Origin of the sequence: Sphingobacterium sp. Mn56C (assembly GCF_049319645.1) — a bacterium.
GTDB lineage: Bacteria > Bacteroidota > Bacteroidia > Sphingobacteriales > Sphingobacteriaceae > Sphingobacterium.
Genome location: NZ_JBMOUC010000001.1, coordinates 324,975 through 345,886 on the forward strand (window position 1 = coordinate 324,975; position 20,912 = coordinate 345,886).

Sequence of the window (20,912 nt, forward strand, 5' to 3'; positions counted from 1 at the left end):
TTTAAAAAGGTTTATCAGCAGTTGTGTTTTATTTAAAGGTTACAATAAACTCATCTTTTGGTGTACGTACCTTCTTCATTGCCGCTAACCAATCGCGTTCTGGGTCACGGTAGCCTAAGTAGAGTAGCGACACACTTTTTAACCCCAAATCCTTTAATCCCAACACCTCGTCTACGTGCTGGTTATCAAAGCCTTCTGCCGGGGTGCTATCGATACGTAATTCTGCAGCCTGTGCCAAAGCCAATCCTAAGGCTAAATACGTTTGTCGTGCGGTATGCGCAAAGTTTAGCTCTTCTTCCTGGGGCAGGTATATGCCCTTTATTTTATCGGTATAGCTGCTGAAGCGTCCCCGAGGAAGCTCGCGTTCATCCGTTGTTCGGTCGTAAACCTGATCAATACGTTCGGCAGTATACCTGTCCCAAGCCGCAAATACCAGGACATGCGAGCATTCTCGCATACATTCTGGATTAAGGGCACCTTCGGCTAGTTTATTTCTAATTTCGGCATTTTCTATCACCAAGACCTTAAAAGGCTGTAAGCCTGAAGAGGTTGGCGCGAGACGAGCAGCTTCTAGAATTTGGTCTAAATGCGCTTCACTTATTTTTTTTGTAGGGTCATATGCTTTAGTAGCATGACGCCATTGAAGATCTTCTAGTAATGACATTTTCTTATTAGGAATTAAATAAATATATACATATATAAAGCTCTAACTAATCGAGGCAGGCGGATAATCGCAGAAGCGCAGCGATAAACAGCAGGTAAATGACAATTTACCCCAAGATTACCCAAGATTAGCCAAGATTTAATATTTGTAAAAACCTTCGCCTGTAGCGACACCGAGTTTATTTTTATCGATATAATCGGTTTTCAATTTCTCTACGATTTGTAGTTTTATCGGGTCTTGTGTTGCATCAGCCGCTATTTTATTGATGTTGTATGCTGTTGTTATACCAACCACATCAAGAATAGCAAAAGGACCAACAGGCGCACCCGTAGCCACTTTCCAGGTTTTGTCTATGGTTTCAATATCGGCTACACCCTTGGCCCATAATTCCATTGCAGCACTCAAGAGGGGCACTAACAAAGAGTTTACGATATAGCCAGGCTGTTCTTTTTGTAACGGTAGAGCCACCATACCAATTTGTTTGGCGAAGGCAATAAGCGCATCAAAAACCTCCTGTTTTGTACCCTCATGGCGCATAATTTCTGCCGTATTATGTTTCCATATTTCGTTAGCAAAATGCAGGGCTACAAATTTTTCAGGTCTGCCGGTTACGGCTGCAAATTGGCTCGGCAGCAGTGTCGAGGTATTGGTTGCAAAAATTGTTTTCTCCGGCGCTACAGCAGCCAGTTTCGTGTAAAAGTCGTTTTTAATAGCCGGGTTTTCCGGAACGGCCTCAATCAATAAATCAGCATCTTTCACCGCATCCGCCAAATCCGAGCTATAATGTAAACGCTTTTCAGTATCGGCAAGCTGCTCAGGTGTTGCCTTTAAATCTGTGGTAAATGCCGCGCTTAAAGTGTCAAACTTTTGCTTCGCCTTTTCCAATACCTCATCGTTGATATCGTAGACGATCACATTAAAGCCATGAAAGGCCGTTTGAAAGGCAATTTGGTAGCCCAGTACACCACTACCCGCAACAGTTACGTTCTTAAAGATAATGCTTTGATTTACTGACATAAGGATTATAAGATTAGTGTTTTAAAAAAATTGTTTACTTTTTTGAGGTATAGTTACCGCAACAAGTTTACTCGTTGTTTGAAACGGTAAGTTCAACCTCCATATTACCACGTGTAGCATTCGAGTACGGACATACTTGATGTGCCTTTTCGATTAAAGCCTGCGCTTCTTCTATGGATACCCCTGGAATATTGGCATGCAATTTAGCCGCTAACCCAAAGCCCCCGTTATCCAGCTGTCCGATGCTCACCTGTGCTGTAACCTTAGTTTCGCCGGTTTTAACCTTAGCCTGTTTAATAACCAAATTTAAAGCACTATCGAAACATGCGGCGTAACCTGCCGCAAACAGCATCTCCGGATTGGCGAAATCGTCGTTTGCACCACCTAAACCCCTAGGCATTCTAACTTCAAGATCCAAAATACCATTATCACTTTTTACATTTCCGTTTCTGCCACCCGCAGCAGTAGCAGCGATTGAATACAATGTTTTCATATTTTATTTTTATTTAAAATTTTATCAATTAACGTTTTTAGTTCCATAAGCTCCTCTACATTAACATGTAAATTGTCAATAAGTTTTTCACGAAGGCCCAAAGCCTTCTCTTTTAACTTTTGCCCCCCCTCCGTAAGCGAGATGACAACCACCCTTTCGTCTGCTGCACTGCGGGTACGTTTCACGTAGTCCTTTTGTTCCATACGTTTTAGTAAGGGGGTCAACGTACCACTGTCTAACGCCAGTTTTTCTCCGAGCTGGCTTACCGTCTGTACAGCCTCCTCCCACAGTACCATCATAACCAAGTATTGAGGGTAGGTGAGGTCCAATGTTTCCAGTAAAGGCCGATATTGGTTCGTTATCTCTTTCGAAAACTTGTATATCGGAAAACAAATCTGGTTCATCAGCTTTAATTCGTCGCCACTTATTTTTTCAATTGCCATAGTCAAAGGTAATTTTAAATTATATTGTGCACAATATAATTTTGTCAAATTAATGTTAGAAAAGTTAGCCTCCAAATTGCACCATAATAAAGTACTGCCCCTTAAAAGGGCAATTACCTACCAACTACAGGATAACCTACAGGAAATTCATGCCGATTTCCAAATTCCTTTGGTATTGTTTTTATAAATAAGCCCACAATGCTCAGGGTATGCCTGCGGGCTCTTTTACCGCCGTGCATGGCCATCACTCGCGTGGCGCCTTATGCGACCGTATGCCTCTACAATACAAATACAGGTTTTTTGTAGCCACCTCATTTTCCTATACTGCGGGTAAAGCCTAAACTCAACCCGCTGTACATTGGAAATGGCGGCGTGTGGCAAATCCGCAGGCTGATACTTTTCATGTTGGAAGCGTTATGGGTATCGTTATTCCATTTTAATAAACCCCAGAAATTGCTGGGATAGGTAGCCGCTGAGCTAGAATAGCGTGGAAAGCAGCAGGTTGGGCTTTTAGGTTGGTTTTCGGACGATTCTAAAAGACCTTTTTTGTTCCCTACGCAGCTATGTTGGGTTAGAATTCTTTTGCCACATTTAGGATCCCCTGATAATGTTATGCCATATATTTTAAATTACATATGTTTTTTTTGTCGCTAAAATTCTGTCTGTTAAATTATTATGGTCGATGTGTGGTCGTTAATAATTTGATAATATTGCGCTAACTATCTATTAACTAACGGCAAATACCTTTGCAGGCAAAAGTTTAATATATGAAAATAATTACCCCTTTTGCCTACGAGAATAATAACAAATTTTCCTTTAAAGTTTAATACATAAAATATTTTTTGACTTAGCCGAAAAATTGCTAATTTGGAGTGTCGAAATTATGGTATAGTATAGAATATATCAACGTAGACACTTAACCAAATATAAGCTTAGAAATTATCTCGATCTACAATTCCTGTATAATTCTTAAGGTGGTCATACTGACGCGAATTATTAATTTAAAATCACCTATATGAAAAACATGATGAAATCATCAACCATTTCATGTGTTAAGAAAGTTGGTTTGGTATCCCTTGTTTATTTAAGCCTTTCGAATCTGGCTGATATAAAGGCAGGTACATTAAACCACAGTATGTCCAATGCTGGAAATGCTGCTCTTTCTGCTGCACAGAAAACCTACGTATTTACCGGTAAAGACCGTGCAAATGCGCAAGCAACGATTAAAGGTCGTATAGTAGATAAGGATGGAAATGTACTCTCGGGGGTTACCGTAAAAGAGGAGGGGACAAAGAATATCACTACATCCAATGCGCAGGGGGAGTTTCAGATTACAACACAGCTTGGTAAACGGCTTATAATTTCTTACGTAGGTTATCAAACACAAACCGTAAATATTCAAGATACAACCCTACAGGTTGTATTAGTAGCAGAAGATGCTAACCTCGACGAAGTTGTGGTGGTAGGTTATGGTAAGCAGACGAAAAAAGACCTTACAGGGTCTATTGCACAACTTGACGAGAAAAAATTCCGCCAAGGTGCTGTTGTTTCGGCCGATAACCTATTGCAGGGGAAAGTTGCCGGTGTACGCGTAGTGCCCAACTCGGGTGAACCCGGTGGCGGTATTGATGTTGTTATCCGGGGTGCAGGCTCAATCCGTTCGGGGAGTACACCCTTGTTTGTTGTCGATGGTGTGCCGTTGAGCAACGATAACGTAAGTCCGGGAGGGGCCGATGTAGGTTTAGGATCTAGTAGACCCAAAAACCCACTTAACTTTTTAAATACAGCAGATATCGAGTCTATATCGGTATTAAAGGATGCCTCCGCTGCTGCCATTTATGGCGCACGTGGGTCAAATGGTGTGGTGATTATTACAACCAAGAAGGGCAAAAGCGGGGAGGCATCATTAACGGCCGATTCGTACCTTGGTTTTTCAACCTTAGCGCATAAAATCGATGTCATGCGTGCCGATCAATACCGTGCTGCCATCAGCGATAAGGCTTTTGATCATGGCGGTAATACCGATTGGCAGGACGAAATCTTCCGTACTGCGAAAACTAGAAACCATTCTTTATCATTTTCTAAAGCGACACAGACCGGAAACTATTATGTATCGGCAGCGCAGATGGATCAGGATGGTATTATAAAAAATAGCAACTTTAGACGTACCTCCGCGCGCGTTAATGTTTCTGAAGGTTTTTTGGATAATAAACGATTGGTCGTGGGGTTAAACCTTACTGCCAGTGAATCGCGCGACAATGGTGTGCCTACATCGGATAATACCGGTTCGAACGGACAGCTAATATCGCATATTTTAATGGCCAACCCTACACGTTCTGTGCGGGATGCGAATGGCGATTTTACCAATTTCAATATGAACGCGCACTATAATCCGGCATATCTGATGGATATTTACCGCGACAATACGCGAACATTGCGTGTGTTATCCAATTTGGATGTCTCTTTCCGTATTATCGATGGTTTAGATTATAAATTTAATTTAGGTTTCGACCGTGCATTAGGTGAGCGTAATACGACCATCTTTAAAAACTATACAGATTTAAGTCCGAATGGTAAATACGTGCGCTATAATCAAACGTCTAAAAATACCCTTTTAGAACATTACCTAAATTACAATAAAACATTTGGCCTACATAAGCTGGATGCCGTTGCCGGTTTTTCGTTCCAAAAATTTAATACCGGTGGCAATGGATACACCGTAGAAGGTATCGGTGCTAAAGGGGAAGGAGTGCTTCCGGAGAACAACCCTAATTATGCAGGGAAACCGACAAGCACCACGGGTTTTATTCAGGAGAATGAACTGCAGTCCTATTTTGCGCGTTTAAATTACAACTATGACAACCGTTATTTATTAACCGGATCGCTACGTGCCGACGGCTCGACGCGTTTTGGTGAGGGCAATAAATACGGATATTTCCCCTCTTTTGCTGCAGGATGGAATATTACAAATGAGAAATTTATAGACAAACCCAACTGGCTGAACGAATTGAAATTGCGTTTAAGTTGGGGAGAAACCGGTAACCAGGAAGTTCAAAACCGTATTTCTAAAGCAAGTTATGCCTTATCGCCATCCGATGGTTACTACATGAACGATGATTTAGCCCTGGTAAACGGGGTATCGGTAAAGCGTACACCAAATCCGAAGTTAAGATGGGAACGCGTCATTCAAAGTAACGTAGGTTTAGATTTTAGCTTATGGAATGGAAAGCTTTACGGTACATTGGATTACTTCAACAAAACAACCAAAGACGCGATTTTAAATATTCCCTCACAGCCCTTAAGTCCGACAGACAATATTTGGGTAAATATCGATGGCAGTATTGTAAACAAGGGATTTGAATTTTTAGTAGGGTCTGAGGTTTATAATGGTCCTAAATTTAAATGGTCTGTAGATGCCAACGGTGCTTTTATAAACAATAAAGTTAAAAACCTTCCTGTTTCTGAGTTTCTTTCAGGTGCAATTGCAGGGCCAGGACAATCGGGGGTTAACGTAAATATCTATAAAAGTGGCTATGCTATAGGCTCCTTTTACCTGCCCGAATACCAGGGGGTAGACGATAAGGGGATGTATAAATACAGCGTAGATCGCCATATTATAGAAGGAGCGATGCCTAAGTTCACCTATGGTCTAAATAGCCAGATGAGTTACGATAAGTTTGACTTCTCCTTTTCCTTTATTGGCCAATTTGGCGGTTATAACTATAATAACTTAGCTATGAACGCTTTAAATATTAATAACCTCGCGTCCGATAGAAATGTTTCCAACCACTATTATGCACCAAACATCAGCGCAGCGAATAACCCACTGATTTCGACTTTGTACTTAGAAAAGACAGATTTCTTGCGTTTAAACTCCGTGCGTTTAGGGTATAACTTCAGCTCGCCACGGGTGAAATGGATGCAATCGCTTGGGGTATATGTAACGGGGCAAAACCTATGGACGCTGACCAACTATTCGGGCTACGACCCACTGATAAACAGTCCGCGTATGACAAATGGCAACCAATCTTTAGGGGTAGACTACTCAGCTTATCCAACGGCTAAAACTTTCTTGGTAGGCGTAACGATAAAATTATAATTATGAAAAAGGTATTTAATTTAAAATATATGCTTGTACTGTCTTTGGGTTTATCCTTAAGCGCCTGTACAAAATTGGATGAGAAGATTCAAGATGAGATTTTAGACCCCAATGGATCCAGTCCGGTAGGGTTTTTATCGGCAGCCTACGACCGTTTGGGCAAAGGTACCTTTGTCGACCATGGAGGAGTCTTCGCCTTACAGCAATACACTACCGATGAAGCCATGCTACCTACGCGAGGCAGCGACTGGGGCGATGGCGGTAAATGGCGATCGATGCACGAGTTTACCTGGGGGCCAGACAATGCTATTGTTACCGACAACTGGAATATGTTGACCAATGGGGTTACGCGTTCCTTATCGGCCGTGAAGGCAATTACAGAATCCAACTTCCCACAAAAGCAAATGTATCTTGCCGAGGCCAAGGGATTATTGGCCTATTATCTGTTCCATCTTTTAGACCTTTACGGGCAAGCACCGTATCGCAATCCCATGGATGAAAAAGCACCTTTGGAGTTTATAAAAGCCGATACTGGCATCGATGCGTTGATAACAGATGTAGAGGCCTTAATTCCCGATCTTGCAGGATTAGGCGATAACGCCACACATAATGGTCGTTTTACCAAAGAGGCGGCTTATGGTTTTTTGGCAAACATGTACCTCAACCGTGCTGTGCTTAAAAACCGTTACGCTGCATCGTTCAACTTTATGGAGAAAGCCGTAACAGGAAACGATACAGATATGGACAAGGTTATCTATTATACCAGTTTATTAATAAACTCCAGTAAGTTTCATTTAGAAAGCAACTATTTCACTAATTTCTCGATTAAAAATGAAAAAGCAGCCGAGTTAATATGGGTGGTAACGCAGAAGATAGATAAAATACGCAATGGGTCGAATTCCTTTGGTTATGTCGGTGTAGAACGTAACCAGCGCCCTACGCCAGCGAATAGAGGTACAAATGCGGCATGTATGACCCCCGAGTTTTACTACTCCTGGGATGGCAACCACGATGACCCCCGCTTTTCGCGTAAGTATCAATATTCCGATGGCACCTGGTTTTTGAACAATGGTGAGCAGTCGGTACCCTCAACCGATATTGTGCCAGGCACCAACCTAATGTGGTTCCACTTTAACCGTGGTATTATGGAAGGGCAGCAGTATGGTCCGGTTTTAGCAAACAATTCCTCCTTCGTTATGACCGCAGATAATCGGATCAAGGTTTCCGAATTGGTCATGGAAAAAAGTACAGGTGTAAAAATGGACTTTACACCAGAGCTGAATTTTGATAACCCTAAAGAGGCGGTGTTTAAGCAAAACCAAATCAATCGTGGCGTGCGGGTTTTCAAATACGAGTATGATCCAGGCGACGGTAATGGCGCCAGTAATGTCGACATTCCGTTGGTACGCTTAGGTGCGATGTATACCCTACGTGCAGAGGCCTACTTCCGGAAAGGAAATAAAGATCTGGCCATGCAGGATATCAATAAACTGCGCACCTCCAGAACGCGAGAGGCCTATTACCAAAATGCAGCAGGAAAGGCAATTTCGTCCATGGATGAGGCCCAACTGTATAAGGAAATCGCATACGAAACCTACTGGGAGCTGCTACGCCGCCAGCAGATGATACGTTTTGGAAAATACGATCTTCCTATGGCAAAGAGTGCTAAACCAGCAACACAACCCTTCCGCCGGATCTTCCCGATTCCGCAAAATGTAATGGATATAACCGAGGGCGTTTCACAAAACCAAGGCTATTAAACAATACATAAGATTTTATATAGGTTACGGTGGCTGTCTCAAAAAAGGCAGCCACTTTTTATGCGTTTAACGGCGCCTAATCCAATCCTGAATATGCGGCAAGCGCTTAATAACTTTGGAGTTGATTGTCGGACAGTGTTTTTAGGAAGGCGATAACCTCCTGTATTTCCGAGGTTGAAAGACCTTTTTTATCCTTAAGCATACCGCTAGCCGGGTGCAGCAATAATAACTTTTCAAGCGTAGGCACGCTACCATCCTGTAAGTATGGGGCAGATAACATAATATTGCGCAACGAAGGGCTAAAGTAAGCCTTGTTATCAGGAGCCGAAGTTACGGTATGGGCAAAGGCCTGTTCGGTATGGAAAAGCGGAGGGATATGGCAAGAGGCACAATATTGCTGAAATAACAGATACCCCTTATTTTCGTCGGCTGTAAACTGCTCCTTATGCAGCATAACCCGGTCATATTTGGCGTCCCATGCATTCAAGGTACGCAAGTATTGTGTTAAGGCATCCAAGAAATGCGCTTGCGTAATATCCGCACTATGGTAAACCTTTTCAAAACGGCTACGGTAGGCAGGGTCTGCATTTAAGCGTTTTAAAATAAGCCCCATATCCGAGTTAAGCTCCAAAGTATCCTGTACGGCATTTAATATTGTTCCTGTTAACGAGCTTACCCTTCCATCGGCAAAAAACTGCTTTTTCCAGCTCAGGTTAACCAATGCAGGAGAGTTGCGCAGTGTAGGCACACCCCGGTCGCCGATACTTTTGGGATTTCCAGCATCCGAATAACCGCCTTTCTGCTGGTGGCAGGAGGCACAGGATACCTGTTTATTATACGAAAGGATAGGATCATGGAAGAGCTGCTTGCCGAGGCTGGCGCCATACACCGTAACGGCCGTTGTATCCTGAGGCGCGGAAAAATGTGCCGGATAGTTTAAGGATATTGCATTATTCGATTGCTGCAAAAATTGCCTTAATATAAATAAAAGCACCACCACGATAAAAAAGAAAACGATAATATACTTACCCGAAAACTGTCTGCCTGCATTGTTTTTCATACGCCGCAAAGATACCCTTTTTTACATCTGGTAGTAGGATCGTATATTTATCCTTATTTATGTTTACAATATAACAACAAAAGGCTATGCATTTGTATATGATTTTAATGGGCTGTAAGCCCGAAGGACGAAAAATCGAGCAGCATGATATCTTCTTTTCTATAGGCAATAACTATATGGACTTTAAAGATGAAATATTTGCCGCCTGGCCCGAGGCAAAAGGAAAAATACATATTGATGCTTACCGGAAGGTAAATACTGTCGGCAACTATCAAGTCCGTGTTGCGACTAGGGAAGGGGCAAGCCCCAATAACAATGGCCTACATTTGTATTTCTTAAATTTGGGCGGTTATAAATCCAATGTACTCGACGAGTACCATTTTCGGGAGCTTATTGTCGCCAAAGATTTAGCCGACGCCAAGCAGCAGGCCAAAGAAACCGTATTTGCCAAAAATCATATCGCCTACCATGTAGATGATAAATACGGGATCGATGTCGACGATGCCTATGAAGTTAGCGATTTACTTGCTGCAGGGGTAAAGGAAAAATATGTTTTGGAAATTATACCAACGGCACAGGCGGAAGAGGATACCGTAATAAATGGATTTTTCAAACTTTTTTAGGCCAGCCAGGCAAAGCCAGGCCCCTGGTATAAAACCAACAGGAGCTATCCATATGCTGAACAGCTCCTGTTAAACCCTAAAATATTAAAAAATAAAGGCTACATAAAAAGCGCCTTAAGCTTTTCAAACAAAGCCTCGCCACGTAAGCCGCGGGCAATCACTTTTCCATTCCCGTCCAACAGAAAACTATCCGGCACCCCACTGATGCCAAACTGTTTAACCACCGGCTCCTCCCAATATTGCAAACTAGACACATGAAACCAAGTAAGCTTATCGTCCTGAATAGCTTTCTTCCAGGCAGCGGCCGATTTATCCAAGGAAACACTAAGAATATTAAAGCCCCTATCGTGAAAAGCCTGATATGCCTTTACCAGGTTCGGGTTTTCTTTTCTACACGGCAAACACCAACTCGCCCAGAAGTCCAGCAACGTCACCTTTCCACTTCTTACCACCTCCAGCAAGCTAAGGTCCATACCGAGGGTATCTTTCACGGTAAAATCTGGTAGTATAGCCCCTATACCTGTATTTTTGGCGATTGTAAGCTTCATTAACGTCTGTTTCCCCAAGGCTGTATTTTGCACTTTCGGGTCTAAGCTATTAAATAAAGGAGCAGCAAATGTGTAATCCACGGCTCCCGACAAATATTCGTTTAAGGTAAGCAACGACAGGAAAGATTTAGGATGGCTTTTTATAAAAGACAGCTTAACACGCTTTAAATCCTCCAGCAAGCATCTATATTGACTGTCAATTTCTGCGAAGTCCTGCGGTCTCGTCTCCACCTTACGCAGCTGTGCGGCACGCTTTCTAAGGTCTGCAATTTGCTGCATTAACGGATCTGTTGCATTTTTTAGTGCAAGCCCCTGTTGCGTAAAGCGCCCCCCGGTTAGGGTAGCTGTTGCCAAAGAATCCGTACCATTTAAGCGTACCGTACCCTTATCCACATAAAAGCGCATATTATCCTTCGTAGTTCCGGCTACTGAAGCTATGGAATATAGGCTCAGCTCAGCAGGTTGATCCAGACGGCCACGAAACCTAAATTTCCCCTGCAACAGCTCACAAGTATCCGCAGTAAGTGCATTATTTTGCCTATAGAGCAGCACTACGGCACCCCTAGACCACTGCGGAAAGTTGCCTTGAATAGAAAACGACCTATTTTGAGCCAGGCCCATAAAGGATACACCAAGAAGGCCAATGCATACGATTAATTTGTAAACATCCATACGTAATTTTTTGAAGTTTTTAATTTACAGCACGCCAGCTGATGTTTTTAATTTTTTCAAACCCCGTCCAATCCGCATGAGGAACGGGAGTTAGGGCGATAGTATTCGGGTTATTACCTACAATATAGCGACGTAAAGTTCCTTTTGTCGCCGCATTAAAGGTTGCGATATACAGTGAGTTAGTACCCGGATCAACCTGCGTATCGAATTTTAACAGGGTAATTTTATCGCCGTTAAATTCATTAAACGCATAGAACTTCTCATTTCCAGGGTTATAATCATAAGCATACAAGCGGTTTTTTACAGCATAAAAAACAACGGTACGGTTGGAGGAAAACGCATAAAAATCAGCCTTATCAAAATCCGTAGCGATAGGTTTAATAACATAAAAGCCCAATTTATTCGGATTGGCACCATTCGCGTAAAACTTATAAATAAAATGCTGGTTACTCGCATCCTTCATCAGCGTGAACGAATTGCCATTTGTGGCACCCGCATCCGTATTTCGCGTATTTTCAGCATACAGCAACGTTCGTCCGCTATTTTTTTGATTCCATGGAAAAATATCGTTAGCATTATCCTTCAGTTGCACCGAAGAAGGTAAGCCATAAAAGGAAGGGTAGTTCATAAAGCGTTCGTTTTTAGTGTCGTACCAAACCAAGGAAGACATATTTGCTAAAGGGTAAATTAAATAAGGAGCCGCAGGCAATATTTCCGCATACACATCGCGGTCGCGGTTTATCGGATTTGAATAATAATCGCCGCCATTGGAAGGCGGGTTCGCTGTGAAAATATATCCCTCCTGCGTGTACAAAGCCTTTAAAAACGGATTGCCAACATTGCCACTGCTATGGATAATCTGCGGAGCAAACAATACAGGTGTAAGCGTAGATTTATCAATGTTATCCGTTAAGTAGACAAGCCTACTAAACCTGTTGTCAACATTTCCTGCAAGGCTAAGGCGGTCCACAAAGTAAGAGCCCGAGGTGCTGAATACCCACAGTTTGCTGTAATCCACATTACCACCCGAGTGCTGCACATTAATGGCCCCCTTTAGCGCAGGTAAACCACTATTTTTTAAGATATCCCTACGTATTACCGTATCACCAGCCATGGTAATCATATCCACCTTTACAAAACCATTAACATCCTCCGTAGACACAAAAAAACCACGCGTATACGCCGTGCTGATATTTAAGTCCGTTTTTGTTTTCCACAGGATATTTGTCTTTTTATCAAGAATACGAAGGTACAGCTGGTAAGAAAGAGGCGCTAATTTTACCGGATATATCAGATTTAAAGAACGCCCAATCGTATCCGACAACGTATCATTTTTTGCAACCCAGCGAAAGACAAATCTATTCGTATCCAAGCTACCTTCGGTTGCGGTAATCGAAGGGAAAATACGTAAAGTATCGACACCACTTATTTTGGAATACGCATCGTTTATTCCCTTAAAGTGAATTTCATTTATTTCATTATAGTCGTAATTTCCGACCTCCTTAACGCAAGAAGTGGCAGCAAACGCCAGGAGCAGGCATACGGTTTTTAGTATATTTTTCATGCTTTTTTATCTAAAATATATATCGATTTAGTTTAACGCTCAGGCACCCAGGGCACCCCAATGTAGGAGGTCCAAGGCACGCCGCCTATATACATCAAACGGCCATCATCCTCCAGTACAGGGTCATTCTCCGCATATTTTTTGATTAAGTACCTGGCACATTCGTCGCCAATCAGCGCAATCAGCACACTCGGCATTGTACTCGCGCTTCCAAAATCGGAATACGATAAATTCATCACCTTACACATCAGCTCAATTTTCTTACGTGAAAAAGCGCCCCATCGTCCAGACTCCCTATTTCCAGCTTGAATAGACCCACGCCATATACTGGGCTGTACCATAAAATCATTGATATAAATGCTATGTAAGCTAGCATCAAAAGTAGGGATGATCGGTTTTGAGGAAGCGGTAAGCTCGGGCAAAGCATTCCAATGCGGAAAGGACAAGCCAAAGAAAGTATTAGGCCGCAAGCGTAAACCAATTTTCTTCTCTTCATGCTGCAAATCCGGGGTACGGAAAATATGCACCGGTATAGTAGCCGACGTTTTATGCGCCGGCACAATAACCTCCTTAGGGATGGCAGCATAATGCAGTCCCAGCATAGCGGTTGTCGAATCAGGGTTGACCTCCACAAGGAAAGGGCGGTCATAATCCTTTATAGGTCCAGTAATCATAACCTTAATATGCACGGTAGAATCCAGATGCTGTGTTTTTACAAATTCTACGTTGCTATACGGCTGAAAAGGCCAGGATCTATCGTTTCCAAATCCCGCACCGGCGCCATGCTGAACAGCAAAATAAACGCCCTCATTACCCCTATAATCCATCAACTCCTGTTCACAGGAAACACAACATAGCGCAGTAACTACGGCGACTATTTTAAGAAGCATACACAACGTTAAAATTTTCATAGTATAAAAATTATAGATTAGTATAGATTAGTGTAGATTGTTATAGCGATTAATTACCTTAATTCACTATCCGGAATTGGTACCACATAATTTGTGAGCGACATATTTTTGGTTCCCGTTAGCGCTTGGTTATTAGGTACAGTTTGGGAGGCATTTCTTTTGTAATAAAAAAACATTTGCCCTTCACCCAAAAACTCCTTCTGATACTCATTTGTAATCGCATTTTTTAAGGCATCACGATCGGCAGGGAAAACGCTGAAAATATTTCTACTCGTACGAACGGCATTCAAATAAGCCGTTGCTTCAGCGAGAGGCTCGGCACACTCGGCCGCGATCAGGTAAGCCTCACTCATACGAATTAAAGGAATCATATACTGTCCCGGTGCATCCTGATAATCTTTATACTTTTGGTTCGTCAAGATGAAGGCATTATCGACGTTGCTATTTTCCCATACCCTATAGCGGTAATCATTCTTATCCTCATACCAAGCTTCAACGCGCGTTCTATCCGCATTACTGGCGTTAAAAGAAAGACGTGAAAACGGAGATTGTGTAGGTGAAAATAAATTATCGTACATCTTAACACGATTTAAAGTATAAACCCCAAATAAGACCTCCGTAAAAAACAACCTGTCCGGCTTTTGGGAATCCGTTGCTGCAGAGAAAGTTACCATAGGGAAAATAGGCCTTGTAGGCTGCTGTCCCTTTTGAATAATTTCTTTAGCATACTGCAAAGCCTGGGCATGGTCCCCCTTCCAGAGGTAAGCACGCGCGAGGAGCGCCGTTGCGGCAAAATAGTTCAGTCTATACTGCCTATAATTAAACGTATTATCGCCTAAGGGGTCCGCGGTATTTTTCACCCCTTCCGTTAAGATAGGATCCACGCGAAGCAATAATTCCTGCGCCGCTGTTAAGTCGTCGATTATCCGGTTAAGCACCTCCTCAGCGGTTAATAGGGGATAAATAACAGGCTTCGGCTGTGTAGCGTAGGGGATAGCGATTTTAGATTTCCCCTCGTTATTATATATCGGACCAAAGAGACGCAGCAAGTCGAAGTGCAACATCGCACGCAGTGCCAGCGTTTCGCCTTTAATCAAATTATAATACCTTTCCGGAAGCCGTGCCGACGGCGCATTTCCACATTTTTCCAAAAGTATATTGGTATTCGCAATAAGAGCATACGATTTCTTCCATGCACTATCAAAACCCGTTTTCACCGAACTTGCGCTATAATTAAATACAGTATAGTCGTAAAAAGTCTGGGTGCTGGAGTTTAAGAAATAATACTGTGCCAGCACATCAACGACCGATGTAGACATAAATTGCCCATATAATAAAGGGTTTGCCAGCTCGACGTAAACGCCATTTAAAGCCTTCAGATAGCCCTCTTTATTTTCGAATAGCACATCCTCGGATAAACGATCCGTAGGTCTGATGCTGATCCACTTTTCGCAAGAGGTAAAAGCGAAAAGCAGGCCAAGTAATGTTGTTAAAAGTTTAATTTTCATACGTGTATACATAAGAAGAAAGGAAGTTAAAACCGTAAGCCTAGCGAGAAGGATACAGACCTTGCAAAAGGGTAGTCGATCCCGCGTTCATTTTTAACCGTAGAGATTCTGAATATATCATTCATATACACTCTAAAATTCAGGGAAGAGGCACCTATAGTGCGTAACCATTTTTGGTCGCCTGCTTCATAACCCAGGGAGAAAGATTCGCCCGCAAGAATATTATTATCCTCCACAAAACGAGAAGACATTGGCGTAGATACCGTATTCGAAATAGCCTTAAATTTGGCTACGTCGCCCGGTTTTTTCCAGCGGTCCGTTAAGGCCCTTTTATCCTGATTCAGGGAAGCATCCTGTATAGAAATATTTTCTACCTTTTCATATAACGTCTGCATAAACGTTTGTCCGCCCAGCCTATACCTTAAGTTTATAGCGGCAGAAAACCCCCTATAATAAAACGATGTGCCGATTATCCCTTCCACTTTAGGGTCAACGTTTCCGACGACAACCTCATCGGCGTAATTATGCACAAAAGTCTGCTGATTATCTTTGGTTAAAAACACCTCGCGGCCCGTTGCAGGGTCAATACCCAGGGAACGCACGGCCCACAGATCCGACGGACTGGCGCCATCGTAGTAGCGGACAAGATTTCTGGATGTATTGTTTTTATTGTACGAATCCAATGAATTTCCAATATTACGATACTTGGCCTGCAGTTTACGGAGGTTCATATTAATGCGCCAGATAAATTCCTTCTGTTGGATAAGCGCATAATTGGCCTGTACGGTTAAACCCTTGGTCGTTTGAGCCCCTAAATTTGAAGGCATACTATTTGTGCCGGTAGAGCTCGGCAATCCAATAGCAATAAGCAAAGGATCCGTATCCTTATGGAAGTAGTCCACATTAAAACGCAACCTACTTTTCAACAGCTCAACGTCTAAGCCTATATTTTTATCTACCGTTTTCTGCCATTTTAAGTCTTTGTTTCCAAAATTATCCAGAATAACACTTGAGCCAAAGGGGTTTCTATTCTCGTAGTTATAGCGGTAAACACGGGTAGAAATGTAGTCGGTGAAATTCTGATTACCAGGGTTTCCTACCGATGCACGTAACTTGAGGTAGTTTATCTTATCGTCAAAAATATCGCGGAAGAACCTTTCATTATGGGCGTTCCAGCCCAACCCTAGCGACCAAATATGGGTAAACTGCTTAGACGTGCCAAATACAGAAGAACCATCTAACCGTAAGGTCGCATCGATAAGATACCGGCCATTAAAGGAATAACCAGAATTTAAGAAAAATGAAGCCGCACGGCGGATATCTTTTTTATACAAGGGGCGCCCATCGCGTTCATAGCCAAAAGCGAAGGCAGGATTACTAAAATCATCATCCACAAAACCCTGCACCTGATACATACTGATTGCATTTGCGGTTTGCTCCGCTCTTCCGCCGACCACGATATTAACCAAATGTAGGTTATGGATAAGTTTGCCATACGTCAGCGCTAAGTCACCATCATACGTCATCTGCCTGCCATTCGATTCGCTGTAAGTACCCTGGTATAAGACATCCGTATTCACAAATTCAGAATTAAAGGGAGAGCGAAATTTTTCTGTTTTGTCGGTTACGCTGCGTACACTAAGGCGTGTACGCAAGCGTAACGCTTTCTGTATACTCCATTCCAATTCAAAGTTATTGGTAAAGCCAACGCTTGTACCCCTGTTAACATTATTGTTTTTCATGTCGTACAAGGGGTTGTAAATATTTTGCGTTTTATTCACAAAAGCATTATCAACATACGTAAAAGACTCCATCAGTTTATCAATTCCACCCCATACATTATATTTTCGGTGGTACGGATTGGCACGAACAAACTGCGCATACGCCACCGGCTCCTCATTGGTATTCAGGTAATCTATGCTTAAAGAGTTGTTGAAGGAAATATTATTTTTACGGTATAACAAGCGCATATTTCCACTGGTAATCCCGCGGCTGGAGAGCTTCATAACACCCGGGTTATCGCTATAACTTACTGTTCCGCTATAAGTTAAATTTTGGTCCCCCCCTTCGGCCGCTATGGTATGCCGTTGCACCAGTGCAGTACGCAGCGGTTCGCTGGCCCAAAAGGTATTAACACCACGTGCTACCTCCTGCATGCGTTGGTTATACGTAGCCTCACCATCATCATTGGAGATATTACCATGGGCATCCAACCTACCATAAAAGCCAGACAGGCGTTCGTACTGAAGTTTTTCGGCCGCATTCATTAAGTTATAGTCGCTTAAGTCGGCGAAGGCAACCGAGCCATTTAAGTTGTACGTCACCTTCAGCTGCCCCGGCGTTGGGCGTTTCGTTTCGACCACCACCACACCATTGGCAGCCTTAGAGCCATAGATCGCTGTCGACGCCGCATCCTTAAGGATGGTAATACTGGCAATGCGATCCATGCTGATATCGTTGATAACAGACAAGGAAGACTCGAAGCCATCGAGTATAAAAAGCGGCTGGTTGGGGTTGGCACCATATTGGTCGTTCAGGCCAATAACACTACTTTTACCACGGATTTCAATATCAGGCAAACGATTTGGGTTAGCGCCAAACGTTGTATTCTCGATAATAGCAAAAGAAGGATCCAAGGTTTTTAAACTCTGCAGCACATTCTGGTTACCCACCATTTTCAGTTCCTGTATAGTGTATGTTGTTGCCGACCCGGTAAAGCTTTCTTTTGTCCGTTGGTAAATACCCGTAACAATAGCATCTTTAATTGTTTCGATATTCTCCTCCAAACCAATAAACAAGTTGTTTTGGCTGTTTTGGCTGTTTACGGCTACCTCCTTTTTTTTCATACCCACAAAAGATACCAGCAGTACCGGAGTTGCTGCGGTAGGCGTAAACGTTAAGACAAACCTACCCTTACTGTCGGTCGTAATCGTAGTATTTTCCGTATTTAGCGTTACAGTAGCGCCGGCGATAGGCTGTTGCGTAGACGTATTGACCACCTGCCCCGTAAGCGTTCTACGCTGCTGCAATTGTGGCGTAGCCGACACCGAGGGGGCCACCTTAGCAGCCCTTTGCGATAGGGATATGGTTTTATCCTCGATCACAAAATCCAGGTTTTTTTCGGAGGTAATTTTACGTAAAAACTCCGTTAGCGGCATATCCTTCACATCCAAGGAAAGAAGCCCCGCCTCGTCCAATAATTGCTTAGGGCCAAAGATGCTATATCCACTTTGTTCACGAATGGTATTAATAACCCGTGTGAATGGGATTCTATTGCCTTTTAAGGTAATAGTCTGCGAATAACCGGTGGTACTTATAAACAGAAGGCTGCAGCCCAGCAATAAAGCACTGCTATAGGCTACACTTCTGAGGTATATTCTATTCATTAATTCTACTATTTGGTTGTTAGGTTAAGGTATTGTTTGTTAATTTTTTTTGTACCGATGGTAAGGAAGGCCGTATGAAGCTATGAAATGCAGCCGACCATCCATGATCTAGGTTAGGTTTTTCTATGCATAATTTCAGGTTTTAAAGATTACAATATTGTTAGTATTCGCGATTCCTTATTTAAGTGGTAATCTACATTTGCGGCATCCAAAATGCGTAAGAATAACCTCAAATTTTGATTCCGGAAGGCATCTCCAGTAAGCGCTACCTTAGGAATATCACTCTTATAGACTACCTCCAGGTCATACCAGCGCGCCAGTTCGTCCATAATCTGTTTAAAAGGCTTATTATCGAACGAGAACTTTCCATTAACCCAAGCCAGCTCCTGGGCGATATCGATTTTTTGCTTGTGTAAAGTAAGGGATGAAAACGATGCCTGTTCACCAGGTATTAAGGACAGCTGTTTTCCCGATGAAGTTTTAACACGCACATGCCCAGAAGCCAACGTAGTTTTGGTACGATTGTCATAACTGTTGATATTAAATTTCGTTCCATACACCAAGGTCTCCAGGCCTTCAGTATGCACGATAAACGGTGTTTTCTGATTAACCTTACTGCTTTCATTAACCTCAAAATAAGCTTCCCCTTCCAGGTAAACCTCCCGTTTTGTGCCCGAGAATAAGGCCGGGTAGCGCAGGGAGCTCTCCGCATTCAGCTGAACGCGACTACCGTCGGCCAGCAGCACCACATACTGTCCGCCCCGAGGTACCTTAAGCACCAACCACTGTGCTGCCGCTGATGCTGTTTCTGCGCTCGCGTTGGCGCCATGCTCGAAGGCCGATATTTTACCACCATCCGCATACCTAACACCATCGGCATCCGTAACAATACCCGTTTTAGCACCAGCCAAGTGCAAAGTTTTGCCATCGGCCAGCATCAATATTGCTTTATTCTCACCCGGCTGTATCGCCGTTCCTGCGTCAGACCATGGAATTCCATCGCCGGCAACGATAGAAGCCGGCCTGTTATACAATACTGTAAACAGGGTGCCCGCAACAACCAACAGCACCGCAACGGCGGCAGCATAATGCCAACGCAGCCGGCGAAGCCTGCTGAAGAACAAAGTATGCTCCAGGCGCCTCCATACGACAACCTTCGCTGCCATAGCGTCTTCTGTTTCAGGAAGCAGCGGATATTCTTCAAATAGAACATCCTCCAGCACCTTCGACTCGCTGAGGCTGCACAAATCCTCCTGATAACGCTTAAGAAGTTTATCTAATTCTTCCGTATCCATGTAAATGATGTATGAGAGGTAGGGTAATCTATAACGCCTACATTGAATACGTACGGTGAGACGTAATTTGGGGTGAGAGAAAATTAAAGAAAATTGAAAAGCAAGGTATTGACGTATTTACGCATAATTTTGAGTGCATTCTTAATCTGACTTTTTACCGTCTCCTTGGAAATCCTATATTTAGCAGCAATCTGCTCATGACTGAGGCCATCGAATCTACTGGCTTCAAAAACGGCACGCATTTTTGCAGGCATCTGTTCTAAAGCAGTGCTGATAGTATGCTGCAATTCCTTTTCAAAGATAATATCCTCGGTACGTATACCCTGCTCCTTCAATTTATTGGTTAAGGACGCCGCGTAGGTTGCGATAAACTTGGAACGATCGATTTTTTTTAATACCTGATTTAAGGTCGCTCGGAATAAAAAGGAAGAGAAGCGATGTTTAATTTTGATCTGACCTTTATTGACCCATAAGTATGTAAAAACATCCTGCAATACATCCTGCGCATCATTGGCGCTGATCTGATGACGCTGTGTAAACTGCCATAAACGATTCCAATAGCGGTTGTATAATTCCGCAAATGCCGCTTTATCCTCCTTTTCTTGGGTTAAGGTAAACAACTCTTCATCTGTTAATGTGGTAATGGTTAGCGTATGCATCTTATGGTTTAGGGAATATTAGGGGTGTGGGTTGACATCGCATTATCATTAAAAAATGGAAATTTAGGCGTTTCGGAAATAACATCAAAATGGGCATACATTTTAAAGGGTTTGAATTTGCTGTATTTTAAACATTCTTATAGACTTTGGTAAAGTGTGTTCCGCTATAGCGATGGTGTTTGCAAATCTATAAATTAAATCTATAGAATT

16 protein-coding genes are annotated in these 20,912 nt (G+C 42.8%); 4 read left to right on the top strand and 12 right to left on the bottom strand.

Annotated elements, in window-relative coordinates; genetic code table 11:
* Positions 1-28 precede the first annotated feature (28 nt).
* The 4 genes from ACL9RF_RS01505 to ACL9RF_RS01520 form a co-directional block, all read right to left on the bottom strand.
* Complete coding sequence (locus ACL9RF_RS01505) at positions 29-664, bottom strand: nitroreductase family protein (protein WP_422798824.1); 636 nt, start codon at positions 662-664, stop codon at positions 29-31.
* Positions 665-802: 138 nt separating this feature from the next.
* Complete coding sequence (locus ACL9RF_RS01510) at positions 803-1,681, bottom strand: 3-hydroxyacyl-CoA dehydrogenase (RefSeq protein ID WP_422798825.1); 879 nt, start codon at positions 1,679-1,681, stop codon at positions 803-805.
* 67 nt (positions 1,682-1,748) lie between these two features.
* Complete coding sequence (locus ACL9RF_RS01515) at positions 1,749-2,174, bottom strand: organic hydroperoxide resistance protein (protein WP_422798826.1); 426 nt, start codon at positions 2,172-2,174, stop codon at positions 1,749-1,751.
* Positions 2,171-2,617, bottom strand: coding sequence for a MarR family winged helix-turn-helix transcriptional regulator (locus ACL9RF_RS01520; protein WP_422798827.1), 447 nt, complete (start codon positions 2,615-2,617; stop codon positions 2,171-2,173). The genes ACL9RF_RS01515 and ACL9RF_RS01520 overlap by 4 nt, the downstream gene beginning before the upstream one ends.
* Positions 2,618-2,669: 52 nt before the next feature.
* On the opposite strand from ACL9RF_RS01520, the gene ACL9RF_RS01525 reads away from it, so the two are divergent.
* The 3 genes from ACL9RF_RS01525 (at position 2,670) to ACL9RF_RS01535 (ending at position 8,476) form a co-directional block, all read left to right on the top strand.
* Entirely contained in the window at positions 2,670-2,804 is a 135-nt protein-coding gene (locus tag ACL9RF_RS01525; RefSeq protein WP_422798828.1) for a hypothetical protein, read from the top strand.
* Between the two features lie 828 nt (positions 2,805-3,632).
* The gene (locus tag ACL9RF_RS01530) at positions 3,633-6,716 is read left to right on the top strand and encodes a SusC/RagA family TonB-linked outer membrane protein (RefSeq protein ID WP_422798829.1); all 3,084 of its coding nucleotides are present in this window, start codon (positions 3,633-3,635) and stop codon (positions 6,714-6,716) included.
* A gap of 2 nt (positions 6,717-6,718) precedes the next feature.
* Positions 6,719-8,476 (top strand): RagB/SusD family nutrient uptake outer membrane protein, encoded by a 1,758-nt coding sequence (locus ACL9RF_RS01535; protein WP_422798830.1) that lies wholly within the window; start codon positions 6,719-6,721, stop codon positions 8,474-8,476.
* A gap of 106 nt (positions 8,477-8,582) precedes the next feature.
* On the opposite strand, the gene ACL9RF_RS01540 is transcribed toward ACL9RF_RS01535, so the two are convergent.
* Positions 8,583-9,536 carry a cytochrome-c peroxidase gene (locus ACL9RF_RS01540; protein WP_422798831.1) on the bottom strand — a complete coding sequence of 318 codons (954 nt, stop codon included), beginning with the start codon at positions 9,534-9,536 and terminating at the stop codon, positions 8,583-8,585.
* A gap of 86 nt (positions 9,537-9,622) precedes the next feature.
* On the opposite strand from ACL9RF_RS01540, the gene ACL9RF_RS01545 reads away from it, so the two are divergent.
* Positions 9,623-10,159, top strand: coding sequence for a DUF1543 domain-containing protein (locus ACL9RF_RS01545; protein WP_422798832.1), 537 nt, complete (start codon positions 9,623-9,625; stop codon positions 10,157-10,159).
* A 98-nt stretch (positions 10,160-10,257) separates the two neighbouring features.
* On the opposite strand, the gene ACL9RF_RS01550 is transcribed toward ACL9RF_RS01545, so the two are convergent.
* The 7 genes from ACL9RF_RS01550 to ACL9RF_RS01580 all read right to left on the bottom strand — a co-directional run bounded on the left by ACL9RF_RS01550 (position 10,258) and on the right by ACL9RF_RS01580 (position 20,702).
* Entirely contained in the window at positions 10,258-11,379 is a 1,122-nt protein-coding gene (locus ACL9RF_RS01550; protein WP_422798833.1) for a thioredoxin-like domain-containing protein, read from the bottom strand.
* 19 nt (positions 11,380-11,398) lie between these two features.
* Positions 11,399-12,943 (bottom strand): PKD-like family lipoprotein, encoded by a 1,545-nt coding sequence (locus ACL9RF_RS01555; RefSeq protein ID WP_422798834.1) that lies wholly within the window; start codon positions 12,941-12,943, stop codon positions 11,399-11,401.
* A gap of 32 nt (positions 12,944-12,975) precedes the next feature.
* Positions 12,976-13,854: a DUF4843 domain-containing protein gene (locus ACL9RF_RS01560; RefSeq protein ID WP_422798835.1), complete on the bottom strand. Its 879-nt coding sequence runs from the start codon at positions 13,852-13,854 to the stop codon at positions 12,976-12,978.
* A gap of 53 nt (positions 13,855-13,907) precedes the next feature.
* The gene (locus tag ACL9RF_RS01565) at positions 13,908-15,362 is read right to left on the bottom strand and encodes a RagB/SusD family nutrient uptake outer membrane protein (protein ID WP_422798836.1); all 1,455 of its coding nucleotides are present in this window, start codon (positions 15,360-15,362) and stop codon (positions 13,908-13,910) included.
* Between the two features lie 26 nt (positions 15,363-15,388).
* Positions 15,389-18,748 (bottom strand): SusC/RagA family TonB-linked outer membrane protein, encoded by a 3,360-nt coding sequence (locus tag ACL9RF_RS01570; protein WP_422798837.1) that lies wholly within the window; start codon positions 18,746-18,748, stop codon positions 15,389-15,391.
* A gap of 149 nt (positions 18,749-18,897) precedes the next feature.
* Positions 18,898-20,043, bottom strand: coding sequence for a FecR family protein (locus tag ACL9RF_RS01575; protein WP_422798838.1), 1,146 nt, complete (start codon positions 20,041-20,043; stop codon positions 18,898-18,900).
* Between the two features lie 83 nt (positions 20,044-20,126).
* Complete coding sequence (locus tag ACL9RF_RS01580; protein ID WP_422798839.1) at positions 20,127-20,702, bottom strand: RNA polymerase sigma-70 factor; 576 nt, start codon at positions 20,700-20,702, stop codon at positions 20,127-20,129.
* Positions 20,703-20,912: the final 210 nt, after the last annotated feature.